Here is a 26624-nt window from a genome sequence, read left to right as displayed (position 1 = left end):
ATGGATGACACCGCGGATTGGTTCGGCAACTGGAACGATATGGTCGATACCGTTCTATCGGCGGTGCTGTTTTACATCCTGATCGTGATGCTGGTGCGGTTGATCGGCAAGCGCTCGACTTCGCAGCTCAACAATTTCGACTGGATCATCAATATCACCGTCGGGAGCCTGGCTGCCTCGGGGATATTGCTCGACAGCGTCCCCGCACTGCGTGCGGTCGCCGCGATCGGCACCATCATGATCTTGCAATTCATGCTCACGTGGCTGGTGCTGCGGTTCGACTGGGTTGCGCGGCTGGTCAAGACCAAGCCTACCATGCTGGTTCACAAGGGCGAATTCGTCGAACAGGCCATGCGGCGCACACGCATATCGGAAGAAGAGATTTGCAGCGCCCTGCGCGAGCATGGTCATACCACCAACAACGTCAATTGGGTGGTTCTCGAGACCGACGGGCGGCTTACGGTTATCCCGAAGCAGGATGTCGCGCTCCGCGATGCCGATACGATGGTCCATGTCGTCAAGCCCGAAAGCCTGGAAGAGCGCGAAACCGCGAAGAGCTAGTCGCGGAGCAGGCTAGGAGGCTTCGGCCTCGCGCTCGGCGGCTTTCTTGGCCTCGATCTTGCGGCGCTGCTCGGCCACGGAGCGGGCCTGGTCGGCCAGCGCCTGCCAGGTCGCTTCGGACCTGAGGGCGCGTTCGCGCACATTGTCGAGCGTGGCGGCCTTCGCGTCCGCCGCGGCCTCAGCAGCGCGTGCGGCGTAGAACTCGTATGTCTGACTGGCCATCATGCAGCTCCGGCTGGAATGGAGGAAATGCCGCGCGCCGCCATCCGGGAGGAAGCGGCGCGCGACCGGATTAAGATCAGTCGGCAGCCGACAGGTTCACCGCGCTGGCTTTGCCGTTGCGCCCGGTTTCGACTTCGTAGTTGAGACGCTGGTCCTTATCGAGCGTATGCATGCCGGCGGCCTGCACGGCGCTGATGTGGACGAAGCTGTCGTCCGAACCGTCGTCGGGCTGGATGAAGCCATAGCCCTTGTCGGTGTTGAAGAACTTTACGGTTCCGGTCTTGCTCATACTGGTTCCTTTCGAGAACGCATTGGGTTGCCCGCCGCGACATGCGGCGTGGTCGTGCATCAAATCGTCCGATGAAAGGAAGTCGTCGTCTGGTTTACGCCGGGGCCCCATGCGCGGTGCGCGGGCAAGCGGCGGTCGTCAAAATCCGAAGTCCGTCGCAAATTTCGACGTCAGCACGCACCTCCTAACAGGCTCGGCCGGTTTCGCCTAACGATTAATCCGCCCGGCGATTGAGTCCCCGGTGCCACACCGCACCATGTTGAGTCCGCAGATTCGCCGCAGACTCAATATCTTGTGCCGGACACCTTCTGTTCTCTCTGCGCAACCGGGCGTTAACCATCGTGTGGCAGGATTTTCGTGCTTGACCGGGAATCCATTTGGACTCACCCTGTGGATAACTACGGACAGGGGTATGCATCATGGGGGTCATCACGACCACGAAGAGTCGCGCGAAAGCGGCTGTAAAACAAACGAAAACGCCGAGAGAGCTGCTGCCGCTCGGGCATATCCTCGACGGCGATTGCGTCGAGGCGATGCGCTCGATCCCCGATGCCAGCGTGGACCTCGTCTTCGCCGATCCGCCATACAATCTCCAGCTCGGCGGCGATCTCAACCGCCCCGACGGCAGCCATGTCGACGCGGTGACCGACCACTGGGACCAGTTCGACAGCTTCGCCTTGTACGACAAGTTCACCCGCGAATGGCTGACCGAGGCCAAGCGCATCCTGAAGCCCGACGGCGCGCTGTGGGTGATCGGCAGCTATCACAACATCTACCGCGTCGGCGCGATCCTGCAGGATTTGGGCTTCTGGATTCTCAACGACATCGTCTGGCGCAAGTCGAACCCCATGCCCAATTTCCGCGGCACGCGCTTCACCAACGCGCATGAGACGCTGCTGTGGTGCAGCCAGGGCGAGAAGGCGAAGTATCACTTCAACTATCGCGCGATGAAGACGCTCAACGACGAGCTCCAGATGCGCAGCGACTGGGTCCTGCCGATCTGCAACGGCGCGGAGCGGCTGAAGGAGGGCGGGCACAAGGTCCACCCGACGCAGAAACCCGAAGCGCTGCTCTACCGCGTGCTGCTCTCGACCACCGAGCGCGGCGACGTGGTGCTCGACCCCTTCTTCGGCACCGGCACGACCGGCGCGGTGGCCAAACGCCTGGGGAGATCATGGATCGGCTGCGAGCGCGAAGACGGATATCGCGACGCCGCCTACAAGCGGATCGAGAAGGAACTCCCGCTCGATGAAAGCGCGCTCACCACGATGCAGAGCCGCAAGACCGCGCCCAAGGTCGCCTTCGGCGCGCTGGTCGAGAACGGCTATATCATCCCGGGCACGCAGGTCTTCGACAAGAAGCGCCGCTGGACGGCGACGGTACGTGCGGACGGCTCGCTCGCCCATGAAAAACAGACCGGCAGCATCCACGGCCTCGGCAAGGAGCTACAGGGCGCGCCGAGCTGCAACGGCTGGACCTTCTGGCACTACGAGATCCAGGGCGAGGTCAAGCCGATCGACGCCGCGCGGCAGCTGTATCTGCTGGCGGTGGAGGATTGAGGGCGCGACTGGCGACGGGGTCGCGTCGCCCCGGACTTGATCCGGGTCCGGCTTCGTGGTGGCGGCATGCCGCGCCTTGAAGAGAAGCTGGACCCCGGCTCGGTGGCCGGGGTGACGGGTAGCTAGGATAGATCAAGTCCCCAATTGCCGCCTGCACCAATAGTATGATACCTCGCTTCCGAGAGGAGCCACCCATGCCCACCATCCGCAAGACCATCACGCTCAGCGACAAGCAGGATGCCTGGATCAAGCGCCAGATCGCGCGCGGGGCATTCACCAACGATAGCGAATATATCCGCGATCTCGTGCGCCGCGATCAGGAGGGGCAGGCGAAGCTTGCCGGGTTGAAGCAGGCAATCGCGGAGGGGCTGGAGAGCGGGGTGTCGGACCAGTCGCTCGATGCGATTTGGGCCGAGGCGGAGACTCGCGCGGGCGCTGCGGATGCGTGAACTGCGGCTCAGCCGCAAGGCTGCAGGCGACGTTGCCAACATCGCCGATTATACCATCGCCGGTTTCGGCGTCGACCAGGCGCGCCGGTATCGGGACCAGTTGCAAGCGTGCTTCGATTCCCTCCTGGTCAATCCGATGCTTGGGCGCAGTGCCGAGGAGGTGTCGCCCGGTCTTCGCCGGATACGCCAGCAAGCGCATGTCGTATTCTATCTCGCCGACGAGGATCATATCCTCATAGTGCGGGTGCTCCACCACCGCATGGACTTCGAGCGACACCTGTGATCGGGTACTGTTCTCGTTGCGTGTGAAGATCGATGGACGGTCTCTGTCCTACTCCTCTCCAACCCGCTAACACCGCGCGCATGATCCAGCGCCTCATCGCCTCGCACCCGCTGCGCCGTTCGCCTCGAATCCCCTCCGCCACTTTTTTCCCAATGGACCGTGTAACATGCGGTCCATGTCACGGGACTTGGCCTAAGGCTTTCCAACAATGATCCAACACGCTGCCTCGACCAGCCGCATCGCCATTCCCACGCTGACGACACTCCGCTTCGTCATGCGCCCGCTTCGCCGCGCAGATGCAGCGGCGCTGTTGCCGACATTGGGTGAAGAGGCGCAGTGCCGCTATCTCTCGCGGCCCGCCTTCGCCTCTCAAGAGGAATTGTGGAACTGGCTAGCCGATCCCGACTGGAACGGGCGCACCTGGATTGCCGAGGATGCCGACGGGACGGTCGTGGGCCGGTTCGTGGCGGTGCCGGACGAGGAGGAGGGCGTCGAGGAAATCGGCTACATCACCTGCGCCGAGTGGCAGGGCAACGGCGTGGCCGGAGAATGCAGCGCAGCCCTGATCGCATACCTGTTCGACACCGAAGGCGCGCGGCGGCTGGTGGCGGAGGTGGATATCGAGAACCTGCCTTCTGTGCGCCTGCTCGAACGCCTCGGCTTCGCGCGCACCGCGCTGCATCCGGCGCATGAGGAAACGCACAAGGGCGTATGCGATATTGCGTTCTACGCGCTCGACAGGGATCGCTATCGCGCGGATCGGGAGCCCAATACCCATGACTGATCGCGCCTATATCCGCCCGATCGGCTTCGTGCCCGGTCCGCAGAGCGAGCATGGCAATGCCATCCGCCTCGCGGGCGGCATGGTCTATGCGAGCCGCTTTGCCGTGATGCTGCGGCGCGAGGGTCAAGTCGTCGAACGCTGGCTTGCCGCGCCCGACACCATGGCCGGGGTGCTGGGCAGGCTGCCCGACGACGTCGCGGGCGATGCGGAAGCGCAGTGGGCCAACCTCACGCTCGCGCATCCGCCGCTCGAACTGGGCGCGCGCACGGTACGGCTCGACCAGCCGCAGGTGATGGGCATTTTGAACGTCACGCCCGACAGCTTCAGCGACGGGGGCACATTTCTCGACGATCGCGAGGCGGGGCGCGACCATGCCGCGGCCATGGTCGAGGCGGGCGCGGCGATCATCGACGTGGGCGGCGAGAGCACGCGTCCCGGAGCGAAGACGCTGTGGGAGGGCGACGAGATCGAACGCGTCGTGCCCGCGATCGAGGCCTGCGTCGGCATGGGCGCGGCGGTCAGCATCGATACGCGCAAGGCGGCCGTCATGGAAGCCGCGCTGGCGGCAGGCGCGCATATCGTCAACGACGTCTCGGGCCTCGCGCACGATCCGCGCAGCGCCGAGGTGGTTGCGCAGGCGGGTTGCCCCGTGGTGCTGATGCACGCGCCGGGTGCCGCGGGCGACGACCTCCATAAGGGCGGGACCTACGACAATGTGGTGTTCGAGGTGTTCGACGCGCTGCGCGCACGGTGCGATGCTGCGCTGGAGGCAGGGATTGCGGCGAGCAACATCCTGCTCGATCCCGGAATCGGCTTCGGCAAGTCGCTGGCCGACAACCTCGCGCTTATCAATGCGCTGCCGCTGTTCCACGCGCTCGGCCACCCGCTGCTGCTGGGGGCCAGCCGCAAGCGCATGATCGGCGCGCTGTCGAAGGAGGCCCCGGTCGAGCAGCGCCTCGGCGGCAGCGTGGCGCTGGCGCTCGAAGGCATGCGCGCGGGCGTGCAACTGCTGCGCGTCCACGACGTGGCCGAGACCGTGCAGGCGCGCAATGTCTGGCGCGGTCTGAGGGATGCGGCGCTGACCGATTTCGGCGACCTGCCGGGTTAGCCCGGCGAGGCGGCGCTCCCGGCGAGCAGTCCGCCATCCAGCGTGAGCTCGGCGCCGGTCATATAGGCGCTGTCGTCGCTGGCGAGGAACACGCAGAGCGCGGCGACCTCTTCGACCGTGCCGAAGCGCTTGAGCGGCGTATCGGCGACCAGCGCGGCCATCTTCGCCTCGCGATCCGGCCCTTCGCCCAGCATGGGCTCCCAGATCTCGGTCAGGATGGCGGCGGGGTGGATCGAATTGCAGCGGATCTGCCAGCCCTGCTGCGCGGCGTAGAGCGCGACCGACTTGGTGTGGTTGCGCATTGCCGCCTTGCTCGCGGCATAGGCCGCCGCGCCGGGAATGCCGACAAGGCCCGAGCGCGAGGACATGTTGATGATCGAGCCCGTGCTCTTGGCCTTCATAGCGCGCAGGGCATAGCGGCAGCCGAGAAAGCAGCCGTCGGTGTTGACCGCATGGACCCGGTGCCACTCGGCGAGGCTGGCATTCTCCGGATCGTGCGCGGCGGGGCCGTCCTCGAACCCGGTGATGCCGGCATTGTTGACCAGCACGTCGATGGCGGGGAAGTCGGCCGCGAATGCGTCCCAGTCGGCCTCGCTCGCCACGTCGAGCCTGCGGAAGGTGCAGCCCAGTTCCTCAGCGGCTTTCCTACCCTCCTGCTCGTCGATATCGGTGAGCACGACCTGCGCGCCCTCGGCCAGGAAGGCTTCGCACACGGCCCTGCCGATGCCGCGTGCGCCGCCGGTTACCATGCAAAGCATGTCGTTGAGTTTTTGCATTGATCTATCTCGGGAAATTCAGGTGGGATTTCGGGCATGGACCTGCCCGATCGAGATGTGTCCGACTTAGCGGTGGCTCTTGTTCACCTGAGGTACTCCCGGTCGTTTGCGCGTCCTATGGCAAGCTCATGCCGCGTTGTCGATACCGAGTTCGCCGAGCTTGCGGTAAAGCGTCGAGCGCCCGATGCCGAGGCGGCGGGCGACTTCGGTCATGCGACCGCGATAATGGCCGATGGCGAGGCGGATGATGTCGGCCTCGATCTCTTCCAGCGGGCGGACATTGCCATCGTCGGTATAAAGCAGGACGCCCAGTCCGCGCATGCGGCTTTCGCCCCGGTCGCCCTGGTCGCCGAGCATTTCGGCGAGTTGCGGGAAGCTGTGAGCGGTCAGCGCCTCGCGCTGTTCGAACACGCAGGCGCGGAACAGTACGGCCTGTAGCTGGCGGATATTGCCAGGCCAGTCGTAGGCTTCGAGCAGGCTCAGCGCGCTGTCGGCGATCGAATGGTGCTTCAATCCAGGCTGCTCGCCGATCTTGGCGAGGAAATAGCGGGTCAGCGCGGGCAGATCGCCGAGCCGGTCACGCAATGCTGGCAGACGAATGATTGTGGCGGAAATCTGGTCGTAGAGTTCCCGCGAGAATTCTCCAGCCTCGACCAGCTCGTCGAGTGCGAAATCGCTGGTGGCGAAGATGCGCAGGTCGATCCGGAAGCCGTGCGTCGCGCCGGTCGGGCGCACGATCCCGCTGTCAAGGACGTCGGCAAGCCGCTCCTGCTGATGGGTCGGCAGGCGGTCGACATCGTCGAGGACCAGCGTTCCGCCGTCGCAATGCTCCAACAGCCCCTTCTGGCGATCGAAGGCCCCCGCAAAGGCCCCTTTCTCGTGGCCGAACAGGAGCGATTCGAGCGAGGCAGGCGGCACTCCGCCGCAATGGACCACACGCATGGTCGCCTTGGCGCGGGTGCTTGCGGCATGCATCGCATGGGTCAGCATGTCCTTGCCCGTACCGCTCTCGCCCTCGACCACGACATGCGCATGGCCGCGCGCGGCCGTGGCGGCCTTGGCGAGGGCGGTGCGGAAGGGCGCGGCAGTGCCGACCATCGCGTCGAAATCGACCGGGTGCGGCAGCTTTTCGGTCATCGGCTGGAGTTCGGCATTCGGCCGTCCGGCACGGGTCGCGCCGGCGAGCGCCTGCAGCATGCGGTCGGGATCGATCGGCTTGACGAGATAATCGGTAGCGCCCGCGCGCATCGCCTCGATCGCGAGCATCGGAGAGGTGCTGGCTGTGAGCATCAGCACGGGTGCCTCGGGGCGCGCGGCGCGCAATTCCCGGATCAGGTCGCAGGCGGCATCGCCCGGGACCCACTGGTCGAGCAGGATTGCGCGCACTTCGCCGCCTTCGGGCGAGGCCAACGTTTCGAGCGCTTCCTCGCCGCTGGCGACGGTCAGCGTGCGCCAGCCGTCGCGCGCGGCGATCGCCGTCACGAGCCGGCTTTGCGCCGGTTCGTCGTCGATCAGCATCAACAGGCGAGATTTGCGTGTCGCCATGAGTGTTCGGTGCGCTCCCTCGGGCCCAGCGGACGCAACATTACGTCCGGGTGCATCCGTCCTATCCGAAACGGGTAAAGAGCCGATTAAGCCTGTCCATCGGCGAAGGGCGCAAAAGCAGGGCTTGAGCAGCGCGCGGGCGCGCGATAGACCCCCAGTCAAATCAATTCCACACGGGGACAAACCACGATGAAATCCGCCAACGACCACAAGGCGCACAACCGAACCTACGACAGCTTCATCGGCCTGCTCAAATGGTCGGTGCCGCTGATCGCGGTGATTACCCTGCTCGTCATTATCCTGATCGCCGAATAAGCGCATGGCGCTACGCATCGCGGTGCTGAAAGAGCGCGCGCCCGGTGAGGATCGGGTCGCGCTGACGCCAGAGACGGCGAAGAAATTCGCCGCTCTCGGGGCCACGGTCGCGGTCGAGGAAGGCGCCGGTCTCGGCGCGGCGATCACCGACGAGGCCTATCGCGATGCAGGGGCGGAGGTCGGCCCGGCAGCCGTGGCGGTGAAGGATGCCGACATAGTGCTCGGCGTCCAAGCCCCCGATGTGGCTGCGCTTTCGGGTGCGAAGCAGGGCGCGTGGGTCGCGGCGACCTTCGATCCGTTCCGCAACGGCGACACGGTCGAGGCCTATGCCAAGGCGGGTCTCGAGGCGCTGTCGATGGAATTCATGCCCCGCATCACGCGCGCGCAAAGCATGGATGTCCTCTCCAGCCAGTCGAACCTCGCCGGGTACAAGGCGGTGCTGACCGCGGCCAACCAATATGGCCGCGCCTTCCCGATGATGATGACCGCCGCCGGCACGGTGCAGGCGGCCAAGGTTTTCGTGATGGGCGTCGGCGTTGCGGGCCTGCAGGCGATCGCCACCGCCAGGCGGCTGGGCGCACAGGTCAGTGCGACCGATGTGCGCAGCGCGACGAAGGAGCAGATCCAGTCGCTCGGCGCGAAGCCGATCTTCGTCGAGGATGTCGAGGGGATCGAGGGCGAGGGATCGGGCGGCTATGCCTCGGAAATGAGCGAGGAATACCGCAACGCCCAGGCCGAGCTCGTGTCCGGCCACATCGCCAAGCAGGACATCGTCATCACCACCGCCTTGATTCCGGGCAAGCCCGCACCGCGGCTAATCTCCGACGCGCAGATCGCCAGCATGAAACCGGGCAGCGTGATCTTCGATCTAGCCGTGGCGCAGGGCGGCAATGTCGAAGGCTCGAAGCCCGACGAGGTGGTCGAGAAGCATGGCGTGACCATCGTCGGCTATTCGAACACCGCAGGGCATCTGGCGACCGACGCATCGGCCCTGTTCGCGCGCAACCTCTACAATTTCCTCTCCGCTTTCTGGGACAAGGAGGCTGGAAAGCCCGTGCTCGACGAGGAAATCGGCGACGCCGTGCGGCTGACGCAAGGCGGGAAGGTCGTCAATGAGAGGCTGGCGGGTTGAAGGGGGGAATAGCTTTAGCTCTGCTCTTAGCTTCCTGGGGCGCAACCTCGCCTGGCGAACAATTGACCGATGGCGTTTTGAGCGATGCGTATTGGTCAATGCGTGACGCTCGGGTTTGCGCAGCGTTGGATCCGCGAACAGAAATTCGCTCCTACTGGGGAGAGGTAGAGCGCACCGAAAATTTGTTGTTCGAAGGATGGCAGGCCGGATTGGACGAAAAGCTAATGGCTGCAAAAACTTCTTGGGAAGAGACCGATGCGGTGACCGATAAAATCTGCCCTTTCCAGATGCAAGATGCACCAGAAGAATCCAGCCTCGAGGCTTATGCTGAGGCAAATGACGCCCTTGAGGCGGCAATAGTGACGGAGGCTGGGTAATGGACTTCATTTCGATCCTGTCGATCTTCGTGCTGGCGTGTTTCGTCGGCTATTACGTGGTCTGGTCGGTCACCCCGGCGCTGCACACGCCGCTGATGGCGGTGACCAATGCGATTTCTTCCGTGATCATAGTCGGCGCGCTGATCGCGGCGGCCGAGGCGGGGAGCGATGTCGCCAAGTGGCTCGGCCTGGTCGGCGTGGTGCTGGCCAGTGTGAACATCTTCGGCGGCTTCGCCGTCACCGAGCGCATGCTGGCGATGTACAAGAAGAAGGAGAAGAAGTGATGCAGGCGCTCACCTTGCTCCTTCGTCGCCCCGGCCACCGAGCCGGGGTGGTGCTCTCTTCTAGCGAGGCGGTGGGAGAAAAGCACCGCCCCCGGATCAAGTCCGGGGTGACGTGGACCGGTCTCCTAGGGCTTCTGGCCTTCGCCACCCCCGCCCATGCCGCTTCGGTCGAGCCAGTAAATCCATGGGTCGCGCTGGCCTATCTCGTTTCGGGCGTGTTCTTCATCCTCGCGCTGCGCGGGTTGTCGAGCCCCACGAGCAGCCGCCGCGGCAATCGCTTCGGCATGGCCGGCATGCTGATCGCGGTGGGCACGACGCTCGTCACGCATGACGTCGCCAATATCGTCGAGATCGCCATTGCGATCGTCATCGGCGGGTCGATCGGCTTCCTGATCGCTCGCCGTATCGCGATGACGGCCATGCCCGAGCTGGTCGCCGGCTTCCACTCGCTGGTGGGTATGGCGGCGGTGCTGGTGGGCTGGGCGGCCTACCTCAATCCGGGCGCTTTCGGCCTGCTTGTCGGCGACAGCATCGGTGCAGTGAGCAAGGTCGAGATGGGGCTGGGCATCGCCATCGGTGCGATCACCTTCTCCGGCTCGGTCATCGCTTTCGCCAAGCTGTCGGGCCGGATGAGTGGCTCGCCGATCCTGCTGCCCGCGCGCCATGTCATCAATCTCGGCACGCTGGTGGCGATCCTCGTGCTGACCGCGCTGTTCGCCATGGCGACGGGGCCGGCGGAGACGCTGCCGTTGATCGTCGCGCTGACCGTGCTCGCCTTCCTCATCGGCTTCCTGCTCATCATCCCGATCGGCGGGGCGGACATGCCGGTCGTGGTTTCGATGCTGAACAGCTATTCGGGCTGGGCCGCGGCGGCGATGGGCTTCACGCTGGGCAATACCGCGATGATCATCACCGGCGCGCTGGTCGGCTCTTCGGGCGCGATCCTCAGTTACATCATGTGCCGCGCGATGAACCGCAGCTTCATCTCGGTGATCGCGGGCGGCTTCGGCGCCGACGATGCTGCGGGCGGGGGCGAGGCGAAGGAGCAACGTCCCTACAAACAGGGCAGCGCCGACGATGCGGCCTTCATGCTCGAACAGGCCGACAAGGTCATCATCATCCCCGGATACGGCATGGCGGTAGCGCAGGCGCAGCACGCGCTGCGCGAAATGACCGACCTGCTCGAGGAAAAGGGCGTCGAGGTGAAATTCGCGATCCACCCGGTCGCGGGACGCATGCCTGGGCATATGAACGTGCTGCTTGCCGAAGCTTCGGTCGATTACGACAAGGTCTTTGAGCTGGAGGACATCAATTCCGAATTCGCGCAGGCGGATGTCGCCTTCATCATCGGCGCGAACGACGTGGTCAATCCGGCCGCCAAGACCGACAAGTCATCGCCCATCTACGGCATGCCCGTGTTCGACGTCGACAAGGCCAAACAGGTCTTCTTCATCAAGCGCAGCATGGGCGGCGTCGGCTATGCCGGGGTCGACAACGACGTCTTCTACATGGACCAGACCATGATGCTGCTCTCCGACGCGAAGAAGATGGTCGAGGAAATCGTCAAGGCGCTGGATTAGGGACGCCGGACCACCATGAAACGCGTCCTCATCGTGCTGGCCCTGTTGGTGGCGGGCGCGGCTGTCGTCTGGGCTACCATAGGCGGTGGTCTGCAGGGCACGGTGGAGGACCGGCTGGAGAACGAACTGGTCGCGCGTGGCCTGCCGGAGCCGATGGCCGAATGCATGGCCACCCGCATGGCGGAGCGGCTGTCGGTCGGACAAATCTGGAAGCTCGAAAACCTGCGCCCCGAGGATGGGGAGGCGGACATTCCCCTGAGCGTGGCAGGATTTCTCGAACGCGTGCGCCGCGTCGACGATCCCGAGGTTGTCGAGGTGGCCGCCAGTTCGGCGGCGATCTGTGCCTTTTCCGGCACTTGATACGCTTGCAATCGCAAATCCTTGCGGCACAATAGGTTGCAGGGGAGAGACTCATGATGACCAGACTGTCGATTGCCGCCGTTCTGCTGGCGACTGCCGCACCGGCCCTTGCCGCCACGCACAATATCGCGCCGGGTGAGAACGCGCAGCAGGAGTTGCAGGAAGCGCTGATCCTCGCCGAGCCGGGCGACGAAATCGTGCTCGCCGCGGGGCGCTATGTGCTGACCGATGGCCTCAGCCTCGATGTGGACGGTGTGACCGTGCGCGGCGAGGGGATGGACGGGACCATACTCGATTTCACCACGCAAGCGGGCTCGGGCGAGGGCATGCTGGTCACCAGCGACAATGTCACGCTGCGCGATTTCGCGCTGGAGAATCCCAAGGGCGACGGGATCAAGTCCAAGGGTGCGGACAATATCGTCTATCACCGCCTCCGCGTGACGTGGACCCGCGGCCCGCATCCCGAAAACGGCGCCTATGGCATTTATCCGGTCGAAAGCACCGGCGTGCTGGTCGACGGGGTCAAGGTCACCGGCGCGAGCGATGCGGGCATCTATGTCGGCCAGTCGAACCGCATCACCGTGCGCAATTCGATCGCCGAGGCCAATGTCGCGGGGATCGAGATCGAGAACAGCCGCAATGCGCTGGTCGAACACAATATCGCCACGCGCAATACGGGCGGGATCCTGGTGTTCGACCTGCCCGACCTGCCGGTGATGGGCGGCGGCAATGTGGTGGTCGCGAACAACCTCGTCGTCGCCAACGACACGCCCAATTTCGCGCCGCCGGGCAATATCGTGGCGGGCGTGCGGCGTGGCACCGGCATCATGGTGATGGCCAACGACAATGTGCTGGTCGAGGACAATATCCTCTCGGGCAACCCGACCGCGCCGATCATGGTCATCGCCTATACGCAGAGCTTCGAGGACGAGCGCTACAACCCGTTCCCGCGCGAGGTCGTGGTGGGCGAGAACATCTATGACGGCGGCGGGTACGATCCGCAGCTCGACGGCGCGGACACGCTGCTCGCGGCTTTCGGTGGCGAATTGCCGCCGGTGATGTGGGACGGGCTTGGTTCGCTTGCAGTGGTCGAGGGGACTGCGGGATGGAGCCTCAATCTGACGGAGCAGGGCGTCGGCCTCGAAGGCGCGCAGCCCTCTCCACTGGCGGTTTCTGCGCCGAGTGGTGACTTCGACCGCAGCGGCATCGGCGCTCCGGCCGAGCTCGACGCGAGGTTGGACGGATGAAGAAAGCGGCGGTTCTGGCTGCAGCTGCGCTCGCATTTGCGGGCGCAATGGCTGTGCGCGCTACGCCGCCGCCGATAAACTACGTGAACGACGATGCGATCATGTCGGATGGCATGCCGCGGCTACTGTCCGAATACGGGTTCTTCACCGATCTAGGTGCGCAAATTCCCGTGCCGCACGTCTATCCCTATCGGCTGAATACGCCGCTTTACTCCGATGGGGCGGATAAACTTCGCTTTGTTTACCGCGCTGGAGGAACACAGTTCCGAGCCAACGGGGAAGGCTTGATCGACATGCCGGTCGGCACCGCATTGATCAAGACATTCGCCTTCGAAGAGGCTGGCGAGCGCCGCTTGATCGAAACTCGCGTCCTGCTGCACCGCGACAGCGGCTGGCTGGCGCTGCCCTATCTGTGGAATGACGAGCAGACCGAAGCGCGGCTCGCGATTGCAGGGGCACGGCTGGACCTGACCACGCCAAAAGGCGAGGCGATCAGCTACCGCGTCCCCAACAAGAACCAGTGCAAGGAATGCCACGGGCTCGACGGCGAAGTGGTGCCCATCGGCCCCAAGGCGCGCAATCTATCGCACGACTGGCTTGGCGAAATGGTCGCAGCGGGCCACCTCGATACAGTGCCGCGCGATGCGGACCAGTTCCCCGTCTGGGAGCATCGCGCAAGCGCCGATCTGACCGCTGCCGCGCGCGCCTATCTCGACGTCAATTGCGCGCATTGCCACCGCCCCGGCGCGATGGCGTCGAACAGCGGGCTCGACCTGCGCTGGGAACAGCAATCGCCCGAAGCGCTCGGCGTGGGCAAGCGGCCCGTGGCCGCCGGGCGCGGGGCGGGCGGGCATCTGTACGATATCGTGCCGGGATCGCCCGACAGCTCGATCCTCACCTATCGCATGGCGAGCCCCGAACCGGGCATCGCCATGCCCGAACTGGGCAAGGCCACGGTGGACGAGGAAGGCCTCAACATCGTGCGCCGCTGGATCGAGGAGATGGCCCCGTGAAATGGTTCTGGCGTGTACTCGGCGGGTTGGCGCTCGTCCTGGTCGTCGCATTCTTCGTGCTGCGCGTACCCGATACCGATCCGGCCGAGATGCAGGCGAAATACGGCGCCGCGCCCTCGCGCATGCTCGCCATCGACGGCGACCGGCGCGTGCATGTGCGCGACGAGGGCCCGCGCGATGCGCCGGTGATCATGCTGCTGCACGGCTCGAACGCCGACCTGCATACCTGGCAGCACTGGGCCGATGCCCTGAAGAGCGACTATCGCGTGGTCCGTTACGATCAGCGCGGTCACGGACTGACCGGCCCGGTAGCGGACGGCAATTACGCGCTGGACGGCTTCATCGAGGATATCGATGCGGTTGCCGATGCGCTCGATATCGAGCGCTTCACGCTGGCGGGCAATTCGATGGGCGGCGCGATCGCGATGGGCTACGCGATCGAGAACCCGGATCGGCTCGACGGTCTCGTACTGGTCGATGCCAGCGGTGCCCCGATCGAGCGCGAAGGCGGCGGCAATCTGGCTTTCACGCTGGCGGGCGTGCCGGTGATCGGCGATGCGATGAGCCAGCTGCTGCCGCGCTCGCTGATCGAACGCAGCCTGTCGCAAAGCGTCAGCAATCAGAGCATCGTGACGCCCGAAGCGGTCGATCGCTATTGGGAGCTCGCCCGCTATCCGGGTAACCGCACGGCGACGCGCCAGCGCTTCGCCACCCCGCGCGAGGCCTTTTCGGCCGAACAGGTCGCCGCCGTCGAAGTCCCTACGCTGGTGATGTGGGGCGAGGAAGACAGCCTGATCCCCTATGCCGCAGCGGGCTGGTACATGGATCATCTGCCCAATTCCACGCTCGCCAGCTATCCCGGCATCGGCCATATCCCGATGGAAGAAGCGCCCGAACGCAGCGTTGCCGACCTACAGGCCTGGCTGGCGGAAGCGCTCTCATCCGAAGCGGGCGAAAACGAAGGAACCGCCTCTTAGCCCGTCCGTTCTAAACCCCTGATACGCGGGCCAACCGCGATCACGCGATCAACAGGGTGGAAAAGGACGGACGCTTGCGCAAGCTCGGCATCATCGGGGGTATGAGCTGGATCTCGACCCGCGCCTATTACGAACGGATCAACAAATTCGTGCAGAAGCAGGCCCCGCCACTGGCGAGCCCTCCGCTGCTCATCGAAAGCCTGGACTATGCCCCGATAGCCGCAGCCAAGAATGCCGACGATTGGGACGCCATCGCCGGGACGCTGGTCGAATCCGCCCGCCGCCTCGAAAGTGCCGGTGCCGAGGGCCTCGTGATCGCCGCCAATGCCATGCACAAGGTCCACGACCGGATCACCGAAGCGGTTTCGATTCCCGTCCTGCACATAGCCGACAGCGTGGGCGCCGCGATGGCGCAGACCGATTGCCAGAACGCGGCTTTGCTGGGCACGCGTTTCGTGATGACCGAGAGCTTCTATCGCAAGCGGCTGGTCGACCACGGCGTCAACCTGCTGCCGCCCAATCCGGACGACGTCGAGATGGTCGACGGGATCATCTACAAGGAACTGATGCTGGGCCGCGTCACCCGCGATGCAGAGCGCGCGCTCAAGACGATCATCACCATGAAGGAGAAAGAGGGCGCCCAGGCGATCGTGCTTGCCTGTACCGAACTCGAGATGGTCGTCGACACCGATGCCAACGTGCTTCCGGTATTCGACTCCACCGATATCCATTGCCGCGCTGCCGCTAATTGGATTCTGGAATGAGCCCCGACTTGTAAGAACGCGACATCTTGGTGACAGTTGGAAGTTTTCCGACAGCAATTAACTTTAGCTGTATTGATGTCGCCGTAGCGTGAGGCATGTTTTCCTTCCTAATCCAAGGGAAGGGACTGCGTTTATGAAGATTACAATGGGTCGCCTCGCGACCGCGAGCCTTATTGCGCTTGCCGGTGCGAGTCTTGCTGCGCCTGCCGCGGCGCAAAAGATCGAAAACAGCTATATCTGCGTCTTCCAGCCCGGCCTCGTGTCCAAGGGCAATGTGAAGGCCGAGTCCAATCGCGCCGCCCAGGCAGCGGGCGGTCAGGTGAAGCACGAATATAGAAACACCATTCGCGGGTTCGCGTTGAATGCTTCCGCTCGCGGGGTCGCAAACATGCAGGCGAAGAATCCGCGCATCGCCTATTGCGAACAGGACCAGGTGATGAGCATCGTTGCCCCGCCACCGGGCAAGGGGCCGGGTGGCGGCTCCAGCGACCCGGCCGAGACCACCCCCTGGGGTGTCACACGCGTCGGCGGCGGGACGCAAGCCGCGGCAGGCCGCGCATTGGTGATCGATAGCGGCGTCGATCTCGATCATCCCGATCTCAATGTCGATGCCTCGCTCTCGGTGAATTTCACCCGCGACAAGAACGCCGATGACGGCAACGGCCATGGCACTCACGTCGCCGGTACGATCGCTGCCATTGCGGGTAATGGCATCGGCGTCGTCGGCGTTGCTCCGGGAACCACGGTGATAGGCATCAAGGTGCTCGATCGGCGCGGTTCCGGTTCGACCAGCGGCGTGATCGCGGGGGTGGATTACGCGGCCCAGATCGCGGGTAACGGCGATGTCGCCAATATGAGCCTCGGTGGCGGCTTCAGCCAGGCGCTCAACGATGCCGTGATCGCCGCTGCTTCCACGGGCCTCAAGTTTACGCTCGCGGCCGGCAATGAATCCACCAGCGCGACCACCAAGTCGCCCGCTTCGGCGAATGGCCCGAACATCTACACCATTTCCAGCTTCGCCCAGGGCGATACCTGGTCGAGCTTCTCGAACTACGGCAATCCGCCGGTCGACTATGCCGAGCCCGGCTCGGCCATACCCTCGACCTACAAGGACGGCGGCTATGCCACGCTTTCGGGAACCTCGATGGCGGCTCCACATGCCGCCGGCATCCTTCTGCTCGGCACAATCAACTGGGATCGCACCGTAGCGGGCGACCCGGATGGCACTGCCGACAGGATCGGCGTTCGCTGATCGACGAGGGTCGCAAACCTTCACCTCGACGGGGCTGCGTGTCGTCTGGCGCGTAGCCCCTTCTTTCTGCCGAAAACCGTGCGGGTTCGCATTTCGTTCACGTTGTCGCACTCGGGGCGCTCACCTAAGCCTCCCCGGGCATGCACAGAGCTCCCTATGCCTCCGATCCCGCCGCCAGCCGCGGACGCGAATTCAACGAGGAACGCGAGGGCTCGCGCGGGCCGCGCAGCGAATTCCAGCGCGACCGCGACCGGATCGTCCATTCGATCGCTTTCCGTCGGCTGCGTTCCAAGACGCAGGTCTTCATCGCACCCGACGGGGATCACTATCGCACCCGCCTGACCCACAGCATCGAGGTTGCCCAGATCGGGCGTGTGCTCGCGCGTGAACTCGGCCTCGACGAGGATCTCACCGAAGCGCTGTGCCTCGGTCACGATATCGGCCATCCGCCCTTCGGCCATGCGGGCGAAAAGGCGCTCGAAGACGCGATGGCACATGCCGGCGGTTACGATCACAATGCTCAAGGGCTGCGAACGCTGGCGCGCCTCGAGAGCCCCTATTGCGATCACGAGGGGCTGAACCTTACCTGGGAAACGCTGGAAGGGCTGGCGAAGCACAATGGGCCGGTGACTGCTCCCAACTGGGCGCTGGCGGAAATCGACCGGGCCTTTGCGCTCGACCTGTCGACATGGCCCTCCCTCGAGGCTCAGGTGGCCGCGATCGCGGACGATATCGCCTATGACAATCACGATATCGACGACGGGCTGCGTGCTGGTTTTCTCGATCTGGAAGACCTGCTCGCGCTCGATTGGCTCGCCGAACAGTGGCGCGCTGTCGAAAAGCGCTTTCCGCATGCCCCGCGCGAGCGGCAATTGCGCGAACTGGTGCGTACGCAGATCGGCTTGATGGTCAACGATCTTCTCTCTCACACGCGCAGGCAGCTCGGGGGTATCGACAGCGTCGAAGGCGTGCGCGGCGCCGGGCGCCAGCTGGCAGGCTTCTCGCCCGCGATGCAAGACCAGGAACGCGCGCTCAAACGGTTCATGTACGATCGGCTCTACTATCACAAAGAGCAGATCGATACCGCCGAGCGTGCGCGCGATGTCATCTCGCGTCTGTTCGCGGCCTACCACCAGGATCCGACGACCATGCCCGACGCCTGGCTCGCCTCGCTTCCCGAACAGGAACCCGAACGCAGCCGCCATATCGCCGATTTCATCGCCGGAATGACCGATCGCTACGCCATCGACCAGTGCCGCCGGATATACGGTCGCGCGCCGGAAGGATTGAGCAATGTCTGATGCGATCCGCATCGCCCTGATCGGTGCCACCGGCCTGATCGGTACTGCCGTGATCGAACAATGCATCGGTCGCGAAGACGTCCGCCTCACCGGCATCGCCCGGCGCGAGGCCAAGCTGCCGCGCGGCGTCAGGATGGAGCTGTTCGTGGCCGAGCCCGCCAAATGGGGCGAGGTGATCGAGGCGGTGCGGCCAAAGGCGGTCATCTGCGCGCTGGGCACGACCTGGAAGAAGGCGGGCGAGGACGAAGCGGCGTTCCGCGCGGTCGATCACGACCTGGTGCTCGATACTGCGCGGGCAGCGAAGGATCTGGGCGTCGAGCGCTTCGTCCATGTCAGTTCGGTCGGTGCGGACCCGATGGCGCGGGCCTTCTATCTGCGGGTGAAGGGCGAGGTGGAGCGCGATCTGACCAAGCTGCGTTTCGATCGGCTGGATATCCTGCGGCCCGGCTTGCTGCGCGGGAGGCGCGAGAACGACCGGCGTCCCGCCGAACGCCTCGGCATCGCGGCGGCGCCGGTCGCCAACCTGCTGCTTCACGGCAGGTACCGGAAGTATCGGGGTATCAAGGCGGAGATCGTCGCGCAGGCCGCGCTGGCGCTCGCCAAGCGCGCGGCGCGCGGGCGCTTCGTGCACGACAATGACGCAATCCTGCGCGCAGCGAAGACCCTGCCGCAGGTCGAGCGGGAGGCGGTCTGATGTGGGATACGGCTTTCGGCGCGGCGAATATCCTCGCCATGGTCATGTGGGCGGCGTTGATCCTCGCGCCGCGCTGGCCCGCGCTGCTGGCGGCGGTTCTGTATGTCGGGGTGGGCCTGCTGTGTCTCGCCTATTCGGTCGGCATCGTCGGCATACTGTCGGGTGCGCTCGATCCGGGCGGGGCCGGCGGTTCGGCCGATTTCTCGACCATCGAAGGCGTAAGGGCGATCTTCGCCAGCGATGGCGGTGTGACGATCGGCTGGATCCACTACCTCGCCTTCGACCTATTCGTCGGCCTGTGGATCGCGCGCGATGCCGATGCGAAGGGCTTTTCGCGCCTGCTCCAGGCACCGATCCTGCTGGCGACATTCCTCGCCGGGCCGCTCGGCCTGTTCTTGTGGCTCGCGATCCGCGAGAGGCGCGCACGCGAGCAGGGACCCTGGCAATAATCCTGCGCCGAAATCGGGTTGCGCGCAGCAACCGCCATGCCATGATGCCTCGCACAGCTGAAAACAGCGGAGAGGATGAATGGCAGACGGCGAGATGCTCACTTTCGATGAGCTGATCCGGCACTGGGCGCGGGAAAAGCCCGACCAGGTGGCGCTCGAACAGGATGGCGAGGCGCTGACTTTCGCGGAATTGGACGAACGTTCGCGACGGATCGTGGCGATGCTGGGCGGAAAGGGCCTGAAGAGAGGCGACCGGATCGCCTGGCTGGGCAAGAATGCGCGGCTTTACTTCGAACTGTTCTATGCGGCCGCGCGCATGGGTGTGGTCACGGTGCCGATCGGCTGGCGGCTGGCCGCGCCCGAGGTCGCCTACATCCTCGGCGATACGGGCGCCAAGCTGCTCTTCCTCGACAATGGCTTCGAGAACCTTGCAGCCAAGGCCTGCGCCGAAATGGACAGCCCGCCGACGGTGATCGATACGCCCACGGCGCAAGCGGAGATCGCCGCCGCGCCGGCGGACGAATTCACCGCCGCAGGACCCGACGATGCCGTGCTCCAGCTCTATACCTCGGGCACCACTGGCAACCCCAAGGGCGCGGTGCTGACCAATGCCAACCTGTTTTCGCTCCGCCAGCCCGCCGAAGAAGCCGCGCAGCCGTGGTCGCAATGGGAGGAGGACGAGGCGATCCTCGTCTGCATGCCTTGCGCGCATATCGGCGGCACCGGGCTGGGGATCATGGCCATGGCGGCGGGCATTCGCGCCATCGTGCAGGCGGAATTCACGCCCGACGGCGTGCTCGACGGGTTCGAACAGGGGATTACCCGCCTGTTCATCGTTCCCGCCGCGCTGCAGATGGTGATCCAGCATCCGCGCGCGAAAGATACCGACATGTCGGCGGTCAAATATGTGCTCTACGGCGCGGCGCCGATTCCGCTCGACCTCCTCCGCGAGGCGGTTCAGACGATCCCCGGCGCAGGCTTCCTGCAATGCTACGGCATGACCGAAACCACCGGCACCATCGCCATGCTCCCGCCCGAGGACCACACGCTCGAAGGCAACGGGCGGATGAAGTCGGCGGGCAGGGCGGTCCCGGGCGCCGAGCTCAAGGTGGTAGGCGAGGATGGCGTAGAATTGCCCCGCGGCGAGGTGGGCGAGCTGATCTGCAAGAGCCCGTCGAACATGCAGGGCTACTGGCACCTGCCCGATGCGACGAAGAGCGCGCTCAAGGACGGCTGGATGCACACCGGCGATGCCGCCTATATGGACGAGGACGGCTATGTCTACATCCAGGACCGGATCAAGGACATGATCATTTCGGGCGGCGAGAACGTCTATCCCGCACAGGTCGAAAGCGCGATCTACGGCCATCCGGCGGTTGGCGAGGTTGCGGTGATCGGTGTGCCCGACGACACCTGGGGCGAGGCGGTCAAGGCCTGCGTGGTGCCAAGGCCCGGCAGCGAGGTCGATCCCAAGGACATCATAGCCTTTACGCGCGAGCGACTGGCCGGGTTCAAGGTGCCCAAGTCGGTCGATGTAATCGAAGTGATGCCGCGCAATGCCAGCGGCAAGATCCTGCGCCGCGAGCTGCGGGCACCCTATTGGGAAGGTCGCGAGCGGCAGGTCAATTGAGGGCGCTCGCGTGAAACGCCACGCGCCCGCCACCGCGCGCAATTCGCAGCCGCTCGCCGATGTGCTGGCGCGCGAATTGCCGGGTTCCGGCCTCGTGCTGGAAGTGGCCAGCGGGACCGGCGAACACGCGGTGTTCATGGCGCGGCGCTTTCCCGCGCTCGATTGGCAACCCAGCGATTGCGCAATAGACGCGCTGCACTCGGTCGATGCCTGGGCGCAGGAGGCGGGGGTTGCCAATTTGCGCCCAGCGATCGCGCTCGATGCGGCAGCGGGCGATTGGCCGGTCGAGAGCGCGGACGCGGTCCTGTGCGTCAATATGATCCATATCAGCCCGTGGCAGGCGACCGTGGGCCTGTTCGCAGGCGCGGCCCAGCTGCTGGCCGCCGGCGCCCCGCTGATCCTCTATGGCCCGTTTATCGAGAACGATGTGGAGACGGCCCCCTCGAATCTCGCTTTCGACCACAGCCTTAAGTCACGCGATCCCCGCTGGGGCCTGCGCGATGTTGCGGACCTCGACACGCTTGCCACGGCCGAAGACCTGCGCCGTACTGCCCGCCATGAAATGCCGGCAAACAATCTCGTGCTGGTGTATCGCAAGCATTAATCGCAACGTGCGCTAGCCGACGACGAAACGGACGTAACCCCTCGTTTCCGATACTCCGAAAAGCGGATTTGGGGCATATAGTACGCAATCCGACCAGGGTGCAGCCCGCGGCAGGCAATTACGCAAGCGGTAGCGCGGCGCCACCTCCGACACGGCGTTGATGGCACCGGTGATTGCGATTTACCCAGAAGGGTTCTCTCACAACTTCAACTGTGCCACAGCATGATTGCGGGTGAAGGAAACGCGAATGCCTAGTCATAATATTTCCATCCAACCGCTTCCTTTCGGTGCGGGCGTAGGAAAGCCGCTCCTGCATCGCAGATCGTTTCTCCATACAATGCTGTCGCTTTCGCTCTTCCTGTCCGGTACCGCGATAGGGCCGAGAGTGGGCAGGGCGCAGGACAATCCGCCCTCGCTCGACAGATATTGCGATACGGTGACGCTGCCTCAAAGCGTCCTGGTCGGTGGGCAGACATTCGGCGATATCGACGATGAGCTTCGTCTAGTCTCGATACGGACCATTGCGACCCAAGGACGATTTTCATCGGACGTGTTCAGCATACAACCGACGTCCCGGCGAATGTTCCTGGAGGACGGCCATTATGTCCGCCTCCGCTTTTCAGACCTCAGCGATCTTGACGGATTGATCGAGGCCGAATTGTCATGCGACGCTATCCCCGCGCACTATGGACGGGCGGTTTCGCCGCTCTACGTCAACGTGGCCACATTGGAGAATATTCCCTCCATACAGGGCTACGAACTCGTCTCCGTCAGCGGAACCCGATATGGAGCTAAAAGCTATCTGGGTCTGTGGATCGGCACCGATGACACGGGCGAAAGCATGCGCGACAGCCTGCTGGTGAAATTTCCCGGTTCGCAGGGAGAGGCCGGGCAGGATAAGGCCGATTTCGAAATTCTGACGCGGATTCCAATCGCCTTTGATCGGGTATTCGTCAGCCGGGCATTGCACGGACCGATGGCCACCATCTATCTTATTTCCGACCTTTCTAAAGGGCGCGGCGACATGGTGATCGCGACTCTGCACTGGTCGCGATAGTCCGTCACTCGACCGTGCTCTTGTGCGCAAGGATCGACCCCGGACAATCTGAACCCTTCGAATTTGGCGAGTTCTCGTGACGCTGTTCGATGATGCGCTACAGACATTCGTCTTGCTGAAAACTGACGGGCCTTCAGCGGCCCAGCCCGTGCCATCCGCGTTATGTCCGCTTCGGTGCTTGGCTTACCGAGATCAGACCTTCCGCTCTCCACCCAGACGCTGACTTTCTGGCGCGGTAACTTGACCGCCAAAAACATCCGCCCGCACCGCTCTCCTCAGCTCTCTTCCAGCAAGAGCAGTTCGCACTGAACCACCAGTCGCGGCTTGGGCGCCATGCGCTGTTCGACCTCGACCACGCCCGCATCGGCCACCAACTGGCCGAGAATGGCGAATTCGTGGTCGGGCAGGTCGGCGACGAATTCTTCGCCTGCCTCCACCGCATCCTCACCCGCGAACAGGATCGTGAGGCTGTGCCTCGTGCCCGCGAAGGTGATGCTCGCCCATGCCTTCTCGGTATGCGTGAGGACCTGTCCACGATGCTGGTGCAGGTCCGCCAGCGCGGCGCGCACGCGATCGGCGGCGGTGCGGCGTGTGCGCGGCGGCTGGGGTGGGGTGTTCTCATCCGACATGCGCGGTCTCCTGTTCGCGGACGACTTCGCGCGCAGCAGCGTATCCAGCCATGAACCCCTGAATACGTTGCTCGGTACGGTCGCGCGGCTCGCGGCCCATGCGCAGGTCGAGCACGAAGCGCGGATCGTGTGCGGCAAGGCGGCCGAATTTCGTCGCCGCCATCTCGTGCTGGCGGAGGAATCTCTCGATGGAACGGATCAGCATGTCGGGCTCCCCTAATGATGGCCGGAAGTGGCGATTCGCCGCGTCTGTTCTTCATATGTTCCAATCCAAATCCTACTTGTCTAGGAAAAATCCTATGCTATAGGAATTTTCTCGCATGCTTGGCTTTTGTGTCCTTTTGGCAGGGTGCGGATGGAGTGGCAGGAGGTGTCGACATGGGTGACGTCATGACCCCGGATCGCGCACGGCTGGTCGAGCTGGCCGAGGCTGGGCGCACGAGCCTTGCCTCGCTTTCGGCGATGTTGGGCCGCAATCCCAGCTATTTGCAGCAATTCGTCCGCAAGGGCAGCCCGCGCAAACTGGAGGAGGCCGACCGCCGCCGCCTGGCCGAATTCTTCGGCGTGAGCGAGGTCGAGCTGGGGGCCGACCCGGAACACCTGCGCCCCCACAATGCGGACGATTTTATTGCCGTACCGCGCTTGCCGCTCGACGCGTCGGCCGGGCCGGGCGCCTTCTCGGCGGAGGAAATTTCCTTCGACAGCTATCGCTTCAGCCGCCGCTGGCTGCGCGAAATGGGGCTGGAGGGCGCCGATCTCTCTGCGATCCGGGTGGAGGGCGACAGCATGGAGCCGACCCTGCGCAGCGGCGACGAGATTTTCGTCGATCGCAACAAGCGTTCAGGCGAGGGCATCCACGTCGTGCGCATCGGCGATGCACTGCACGTCAAGCAGGTCCAGGCCAGCGCGCCGGGCCGCATCACGCTGATCAGCGCCAACGACAGCTACGCCCCGATCGACCTCCCACGCGACGAGGTCGAGGTGATCGGCCGCGTGGTGTGGAAGGGGGGGCGAGTGTGATGAACCTGATCCAGAAAATCGTCGGATGGTTTCGCTCGAATGCTCGGGGATCGGTCAATAATGACGCAACTCCGGCATACCCACCGGCTCTCGATCCGGCCAAGGTCGGCTCGTATCCCGCCCTTACGAAATCGGGCGGCGGTTTCGTTTGGGACGAAGTGCTGGAGTATCGGGTGTGGTCGCACCCTGAGTGCGGTGCGCCCGATGAGTGCGATGGCAGCGACTACTATTACGCGTTCGATACCAATCCGGACGCGCTGGCCTTTTCGGAGTCTCGGGAAGGCACCGAGAGGCCGCTCGTTCTGGTGCTCCAGCGCGAGCACATAAACGAACCCCAGCCGGGTGTTTTCGAACATGTGACGCAAGAGCGTATCACCGAGTGGACAGTCGAGTGGCTTAGCCGCTCGCGCAGGACCGCAAGCACCATCCCCGATTTCTTCAGCGCAGACGCGCCGCCCAACAGGCTGGAAATCCTGCGCGGCGAGGCCGACTGACCACTTACCCCGGCCGCTTGATGTAATCCTCCGACTGCAAGGTCAGCATGTAGTCGGCGATCACCTCGATGTCCTCTTCCACCAGGTCGACATCCATCTGCATGGGGTAATTGTGCGCATCCGACAGGAAGGTGACCAGCGTGTCGCGCGTCAGGCCCGGGCTGTTGGCGATATCGGCGAAGCCGGGCGCCTGGGGGTTGGGCGAGACGGCATTGTCGGTCACCGCGTGGCACTCGCCGCAGATCGCGGTCACATAGGTGGGGGGCCCGCTTTCGCTGGCTGTAGCCGCTGCCGCATCCGCCACCGGATTCGGTTGGGCATCGTAGGTCTGGCAGGCTGTCAGCATCAGCGAGGCCGCAAGAATCGCTGCGATTTGTCTCATCCGTTCGCTCCTTCGCGCGTATCGCGGCATTGTGCCGCAGATGCGCCTTGTTTTCGATGACGAAGCCGACCATTTTCCCCGGCGATGGAAAACAACACGCAATCTTCCGCCGCACCGCCGATGAAAGCCGGCATCGTGCCTGTGACGCCCTTGCAGCAGAATTGCTCTTTGATCTGGTGCACTGCGACCAACAAGGGCGCGCTGGTCGACCCGGGCGGCGATCTCGACAAGCTGAAGGCGGCCGTCGCCAAGACCGGGGTGGAACTGGAAAAGATCCTGATCACGCACGGTCATATCGACCACTGCGGCGAGGCCGGCGTGCTGGCGAAAGAGCTTGGTCTGAGAATCGAGGGGCCGCAGGAGGCCGACCGATTCTGGATCAGCCGCCTCGACGAGGACGGACGCAAATATGGCGTCAACGGGCAAGTCTTCGAACCCGACCGCTGGCTGGAGGATGGCGACACGGTCACCGTGGGCGACCTCACGCTGGAGGTCATCCACTGCCCAGGCCACACGCCCGGGCACGTGGTGTTCTTCCACCGGCCGAGCAAATTCGCGATCGTCGGCGACGTGTTGTTCCAGGGCAGCATCGGCCGGACCGACTTTCCGATGGGCAACCACCAGGATTTGATCGATGCGATCACGCAGAAACTCTGGCCGCTGGGCGACGACGTCACCTTCATCCCCGGCCATGGCCCGACCAGCACCTTTGGGCAGGAACGCAAGACCAACGCCTTCGTGGGCGATTACGCGTTGAGTTGATGGCGTCTGTCCGCGCCTGACTGCGTCAGCCGCTGCGCCCTGTTCCTTCCCTCTCCCCCACCCGGCCACCCACGGCACGGTATCTTATGGGTGGCCGGGTGGGGGAGAGGGAAGGCCAGGCAAGGGCCGGACGGAGGTCCGGCACGTATGCAACAAAGACTCCGGGTGGGGGAGCGGGACGGAACAGCAAGCCTTCGACGGATGTCGAAGGCGCACCCAACAAAAAACTCCCCCCTACATCACCCCCATCGCGATCAGCACGGCAACGGCCGCCAGGCCGAGCAGCGCCAGCATGGTGATCAGCACGCCGATCATGCGCGGCTTGGTACCGGTTTCGGCGTCCATGCCGAAGCCATGCGCCACGCGGCCGAGCATGTAGAGGCCGGCCACCCAGGCGAGCCAGGGATTTCCGCGGCCTGACAATTCGATCGCCGCGATCAGCACGAGCACGAAAGGCGTGTTCTCGACGAAATTGAGCTGCGCGCGCATCCGGCGGGTCAGCGGGCCCCCGGCATCGTCGCCATGCACGGTCTTGGTCGCCTGGCGCATCTGGCCGACGCGCAGGCTGAGCCAGATATTGATGATGGCGGCGGCTGCCGCGGCGGTCAGTGTTACCGGCAGGATAATGCCCATGCCTCTCCCTCCCTTGCGATCTCTCGTATGACGACCCATCTGGAGTGCTAGGGCGATGCAGTAGACCGCGCAATGCCACCTGCATGGCGACA

The 26624-nt window shown here is 64.4% G+C and carries 34 protein-coding genes; 26 read left to right on the top strand and 8 right to left on the bottom strand.

Translation table 11 applies throughout. The features are described from left to right. Entirely contained in the window at positions 1-561 is a 561-nt protein-coding gene (locus ASS64_RS05805) for a DUF421 domain-containing protein (RefSeq protein WP_067691253.1), read from the top strand. A 12-nt stretch (positions 562-573) separates the two neighbouring features. On the opposite strand, the gene ASS64_RS05800 is transcribed toward ASS64_RS05805, so the two are convergent. Both ASS64_RS05800 and ASS64_RS05795 read right to left on the bottom strand, forming a co-directional pair. Beyond that, the gene (locus tag ASS64_RS05800; protein WP_067691640.1) at positions 574-783 is read right to left on the bottom strand and encodes a hypothetical protein; all 210 of its coding nucleotides are present in this window, start codon (positions 781-783) and stop codon (positions 574-576) included. 76 nt (positions 784-859) lie between these two features. Then, on the bottom strand, positions 860-1072 hold the full coding sequence (locus ASS64_RS05795; protein ID WP_067691252.1) for a cold-shock protein: 213 nt from the start codon (positions 1070-1072) through the stop codon (positions 860-862). Positions 1073-1491: 419 nt separating this feature from the next. Between ASS64_RS05795 and ASS64_RS05790 the strand changes: the two genes are divergently transcribed. The 5 genes from ASS64_RS05790 to folP all read left to right on the top strand — a co-directional run bounded on the left by ASS64_RS05790 (position 1492) and on the right by folP (position 5255). After that, complete coding sequence (locus ASS64_RS05790) at positions 1492-2631, top strand: site-specific DNA-methyltransferase (RefSeq protein ID WP_067691249.1); 1140 nt, start codon at positions 1492-1494, stop codon at positions 2629-2631. Between the two features lie 194 nt (positions 2632-2825). Then, positions 2826-3080, top strand: coding sequence for a type II toxin-antitoxin system ParD family antitoxin (locus tag ASS64_RS05785; protein ID WP_067691248.1), 255 nt, complete (start codon positions 2826-2828; stop codon positions 3078-3080). Next, entirely contained in the window at positions 3073-3363 is a 291-nt protein-coding gene (locus ASS64_RS05780; RefSeq protein ID WP_067691247.1) for a type II toxin-antitoxin system RelE/ParE family toxin, read from the top strand. Before ASS64_RS05785 ends, ASS64_RS05780 begins: the two co-directional genes overlap by 8 nt. Positions 3364-3571: 208 nt before the next feature. After that, on the top strand, positions 3572-4147 hold the full coding sequence (locus ASS64_RS05775; RefSeq protein ID WP_083508204.1) for a GNAT family N-acetyltransferase: 576 nt from the start codon (positions 3572-3574) through the stop codon (positions 4145-4147). Beyond that, the gene (gene folP, locus ASS64_RS05770; protein WP_067691245.1) at positions 4140-5255 is read left to right on the top strand and encodes a dihydropteroate synthase; all 1116 of its coding nucleotides are present in this window, start codon (positions 4140-4142) and stop codon (positions 5253-5255) included. The genes ASS64_RS05775 and folP overlap by 8 nt, the downstream gene beginning before the upstream one ends. Here the strand turns inward: folP and ASS64_RS05765 are convergent. Both ASS64_RS05765 and ASS64_RS05760 read right to left on the bottom strand, forming a co-directional pair. Then, on the bottom strand, positions 5252-6031 hold the full coding sequence (locus tag ASS64_RS05765; RefSeq protein WP_067691241.1) for an SDR family oxidoreductase: 780 nt from the start codon (positions 6029-6031) through the stop codon (positions 5252-5254). The genes folP and ASS64_RS05765 overlap by 4 nt on opposite strands. Positions 6032-6157: 126 nt before the next feature. Beyond that, positions 6158-7576 carry a sigma-54 dependent transcriptional regulator gene (locus ASS64_RS05760; RefSeq protein ID WP_067691239.1) on the bottom strand — a complete coding sequence of 473 codons (1419 nt, stop codon included), beginning with the start codon at positions 7574-7576 and terminating at the stop codon, positions 6158-6160. A 189-nt stretch (positions 7577-7765) separates the two neighbouring features. Between ASS64_RS05760 and ASS64_RS16375 the strand changes: the two genes are divergently transcribed. From ASS64_RS16375 to ASS64_RS05680, 17 genes are all read left to right on the top strand, one after another. Continuing rightward, on the top strand, positions 7766-7891 hold the full coding sequence (locus ASS64_RS16375; protein ID WP_083508203.1) for an aa3-type cytochrome c oxidase subunit IV: 126 nt from the start codon (positions 7766-7768) through the stop codon (positions 7889-7891). Positions 7892-7895: 4 nt separating this feature from the next. Continuing rightward, positions 7896-9023 (top strand): NAD(P) transhydrogenase subunit alpha, encoded by a 1128-nt coding sequence (locus ASS64_RS05755; protein ID WP_067691238.1) that lies wholly within the window; start codon positions 7896-7898, stop codon positions 9021-9023. A gap of 98 nt (positions 9024-9121) precedes the next feature. After that, entirely contained in the window at positions 9122-9400 is a 279-nt protein-coding gene (locus ASS64_RS05750; RefSeq protein WP_067691237.1) for a hypothetical protein, read from the top strand. Continuing rightward, on the top strand, positions 9400-9684 hold the full coding sequence (locus ASS64_RS05745; RefSeq protein WP_067691230.1) for an NAD(P) transhydrogenase subunit alpha: 285 nt from the start codon (positions 9400-9402) through the stop codon (positions 9682-9684). Before ASS64_RS05750 ends, ASS64_RS05745 begins: the two co-directional genes overlap by 1 nt. Next, entirely contained in the window at positions 9684-11264 is a 1581-nt protein-coding gene (locus tag ASS64_RS05740; protein WP_234002336.1) for an NAD(P)(+) transhydrogenase (Re/Si-specific) subunit beta, read from the top strand. The genes ASS64_RS05745 and ASS64_RS05740 overlap by 1 nt, the downstream gene beginning before the upstream one ends. 15 nt (positions 11265-11279) lie before the next feature. Next, entirely contained in the window at positions 11280-11624 is a 345-nt protein-coding gene (locus ASS64_RS05735) for a hypothetical protein (protein WP_067691226.1), read from the top strand. 56 nt (positions 11625-11680) lie between these two features. Continuing rightward, a complete protein-coding gene (locus tag ASS64_RS05730) occupies positions 11681-12871 on the top strand; it encodes a parallel beta-helix domain-containing protein (RefSeq protein ID WP_067691632.1) in 1191 nt (396 codons plus the stop codon). Further along, positions 12868-13884, top strand: coding sequence for an SO2930 family diheme c-type cytochrome (locus ASS64_RS05725; RefSeq protein ID WP_067691225.1), 1017 nt, complete (start codon positions 12868-12870; stop codon positions 13882-13884). Before ASS64_RS05730 ends, ASS64_RS05725 begins: the two co-directional genes overlap by 4 nt. After that, complete coding sequence (locus ASS64_RS05720) at positions 13881-14861, top strand: alpha/beta fold hydrolase (protein WP_067691224.1); 981 nt, start codon at positions 13881-13883, stop codon at positions 14859-14861. The genes ASS64_RS05725 and ASS64_RS05720 overlap by 4 nt, the downstream gene beginning before the upstream one ends. Positions 14862-14935: 74 nt before the next feature. Next, a complete protein-coding gene (locus tag ASS64_RS05715; protein WP_067691629.1) occupies positions 14936-15625 on the top strand; it encodes an aspartate/glutamate racemase family protein in 690 nt (229 codons plus the stop codon). A gap of 133 nt (positions 15626-15758) precedes the next feature. Beyond that, the gene (locus tag ASS64_RS05710) at positions 15759-16877 is read left to right on the top strand and encodes a S8 family serine peptidase (RefSeq protein ID WP_067691222.1); all 1119 of its coding nucleotides are present in this window, start codon (positions 15759-15761) and stop codon (positions 16875-16877) included. Between the two features lie 140 nt (positions 16878-17017). After that, entirely contained in the window at positions 17018-18178 is a 1161-nt protein-coding gene (locus tag ASS64_RS05705; RefSeq protein WP_067691219.1) for a deoxyguanosinetriphosphate triphosphohydrolase, read from the top strand. Continuing rightward, on the top strand, positions 18171-18872 hold the full coding sequence (locus tag ASS64_RS05700) for an NAD(P)H-binding protein (RefSeq protein ID WP_067691216.1): 702 nt from the start codon (positions 18171-18173) through the stop codon (positions 18870-18872). Before ASS64_RS05705 ends, ASS64_RS05700 begins: the two co-directional genes overlap by 8 nt. Continuing rightward, positions 18872-19321 (top strand): ABA4-like family protein, encoded by a 450-nt coding sequence (locus tag ASS64_RS05695; RefSeq protein WP_067691215.1) that lies wholly within the window; start codon positions 18872-18874, stop codon positions 19319-19321. The genes ASS64_RS05700 and ASS64_RS05695 overlap by 1 nt, the downstream gene beginning before the upstream one ends. A gap of 79 nt (positions 19322-19400) precedes the next feature. Continuing rightward, the gene (locus ASS64_RS05690) at positions 19401-20951 is read left to right on the top strand and encodes a fatty acid--CoA ligase (protein ID WP_067691213.1); all 1551 of its coding nucleotides are present in this window, start codon (positions 19401-19403) and stop codon (positions 20949-20951) included. A gap of 10 nt (positions 20952-20961) precedes the next feature. Then, the gene (locus ASS64_RS05685) at positions 20962-21555 is read left to right on the top strand and encodes a DUF938 domain-containing protein (protein ID WP_234002335.1); all 594 of its coding nucleotides are present in this window, start codon (positions 20962-20964) and stop codon (positions 21553-21555) included. Positions 21556-21892: 337 nt separating this feature from the next. Next, positions 21893-22612 carry a hypothetical protein gene (locus ASS64_RS05680; protein WP_067691207.1) on the top strand — a complete coding sequence of 240 codons (720 nt, stop codon included), beginning with the start codon at positions 21893-21895 and terminating at the stop codon, positions 22610-22612. A gap of 275 nt (positions 22613-22887) precedes the next feature. Here ASS64_RS05680 and ASS64_RS05675 read toward each other — a convergent pair whose 3' ends face one another. Further along, positions 22888-23241 carry a hypothetical protein gene (locus tag ASS64_RS05675; RefSeq protein WP_067691205.1) on the bottom strand — a complete coding sequence of 118 codons (354 nt, stop codon included), beginning with the start codon at positions 23239-23241 and terminating at the stop codon, positions 22888-22890. Next, entirely contained in the window at positions 23231-23446 is a 216-nt protein-coding gene (locus ASS64_RS05670; RefSeq protein ID WP_067691202.1) for a hypothetical protein, read from the bottom strand. The genes ASS64_RS05675 and ASS64_RS05670 overlap by 11 nt, the downstream gene beginning before the upstream one ends. A 173-nt stretch (positions 23447-23619) precedes the next feature. Here ASS64_RS05670 and ASS64_RS05665 point away from each other — a divergent pair, with 173 nt between their 5' ends. Continuing rightward, positions 23620-24261, top strand: a complete 642-nt coding sequence (locus tag ASS64_RS05665) for a LexA family transcriptional regulator (RefSeq protein WP_067691199.1) — start codon at positions 23620-23622, stop codon at positions 24259-24261. Next, positions 24261-24755 carry a hypothetical protein gene (locus ASS64_RS05660; RefSeq protein ID WP_198147662.1) on the top strand — a complete coding sequence of 165 codons (495 nt, stop codon included), beginning with the start codon at positions 24261-24263 and terminating at the stop codon, positions 24753-24755. Before ASS64_RS05665 ends, ASS64_RS05660 begins: the two co-directional genes overlap by 1 nt. Before the next feature lie 4 nt (positions 24756-24759). Here ASS64_RS05660 and ASS64_RS05655 read toward each other — a convergent pair whose 3' ends face one another. Further along, positions 24760-25137, bottom strand: coding sequence for a hypothetical protein (locus tag ASS64_RS05655; protein ID WP_067691196.1), 378 nt, complete (start codon positions 25135-25137; stop codon positions 24760-24762). 120 nt (positions 25138-25257) lie between these two features. Here ASS64_RS05655 and ASS64_RS05650 point away from each other — a divergent pair, with 120 nt between their 5' ends. Next, a complete protein-coding gene (locus ASS64_RS05650; protein ID WP_067691623.1) occupies positions 25258-25899 on the top strand; it encodes an MBL fold metallo-hydrolase in 642 nt (213 codons plus the stop codon). 234 nt (positions 25900-26133) lie between these two features. Here the strand turns inward: ASS64_RS05650 and ASS64_RS05645 are convergent, their stop codons facing one another. Beyond that, the gene (locus ASS64_RS05645; RefSeq protein ID WP_067691193.1) at positions 26134-26532 is read right to left on the bottom strand and encodes an MAPEG family protein; all 399 of its coding nucleotides are present in this window, start codon (positions 26530-26532) and stop codon (positions 26134-26136) included. Positions 26533-26624 lie beyond the last annotated feature (92 nt).

The organism is Erythrobacter sp. AP23, assembly GCF_001542855.1.
In the GTDB taxonomy this organism is placed as follows: Bacteria; Pseudomonadota; Alphaproteobacteria; order Sphingomonadales; family Sphingomonadaceae; genus Qipengyuania.
This window is presented reverse-complemented; position numbering and strand designations above follow the sequence as displayed.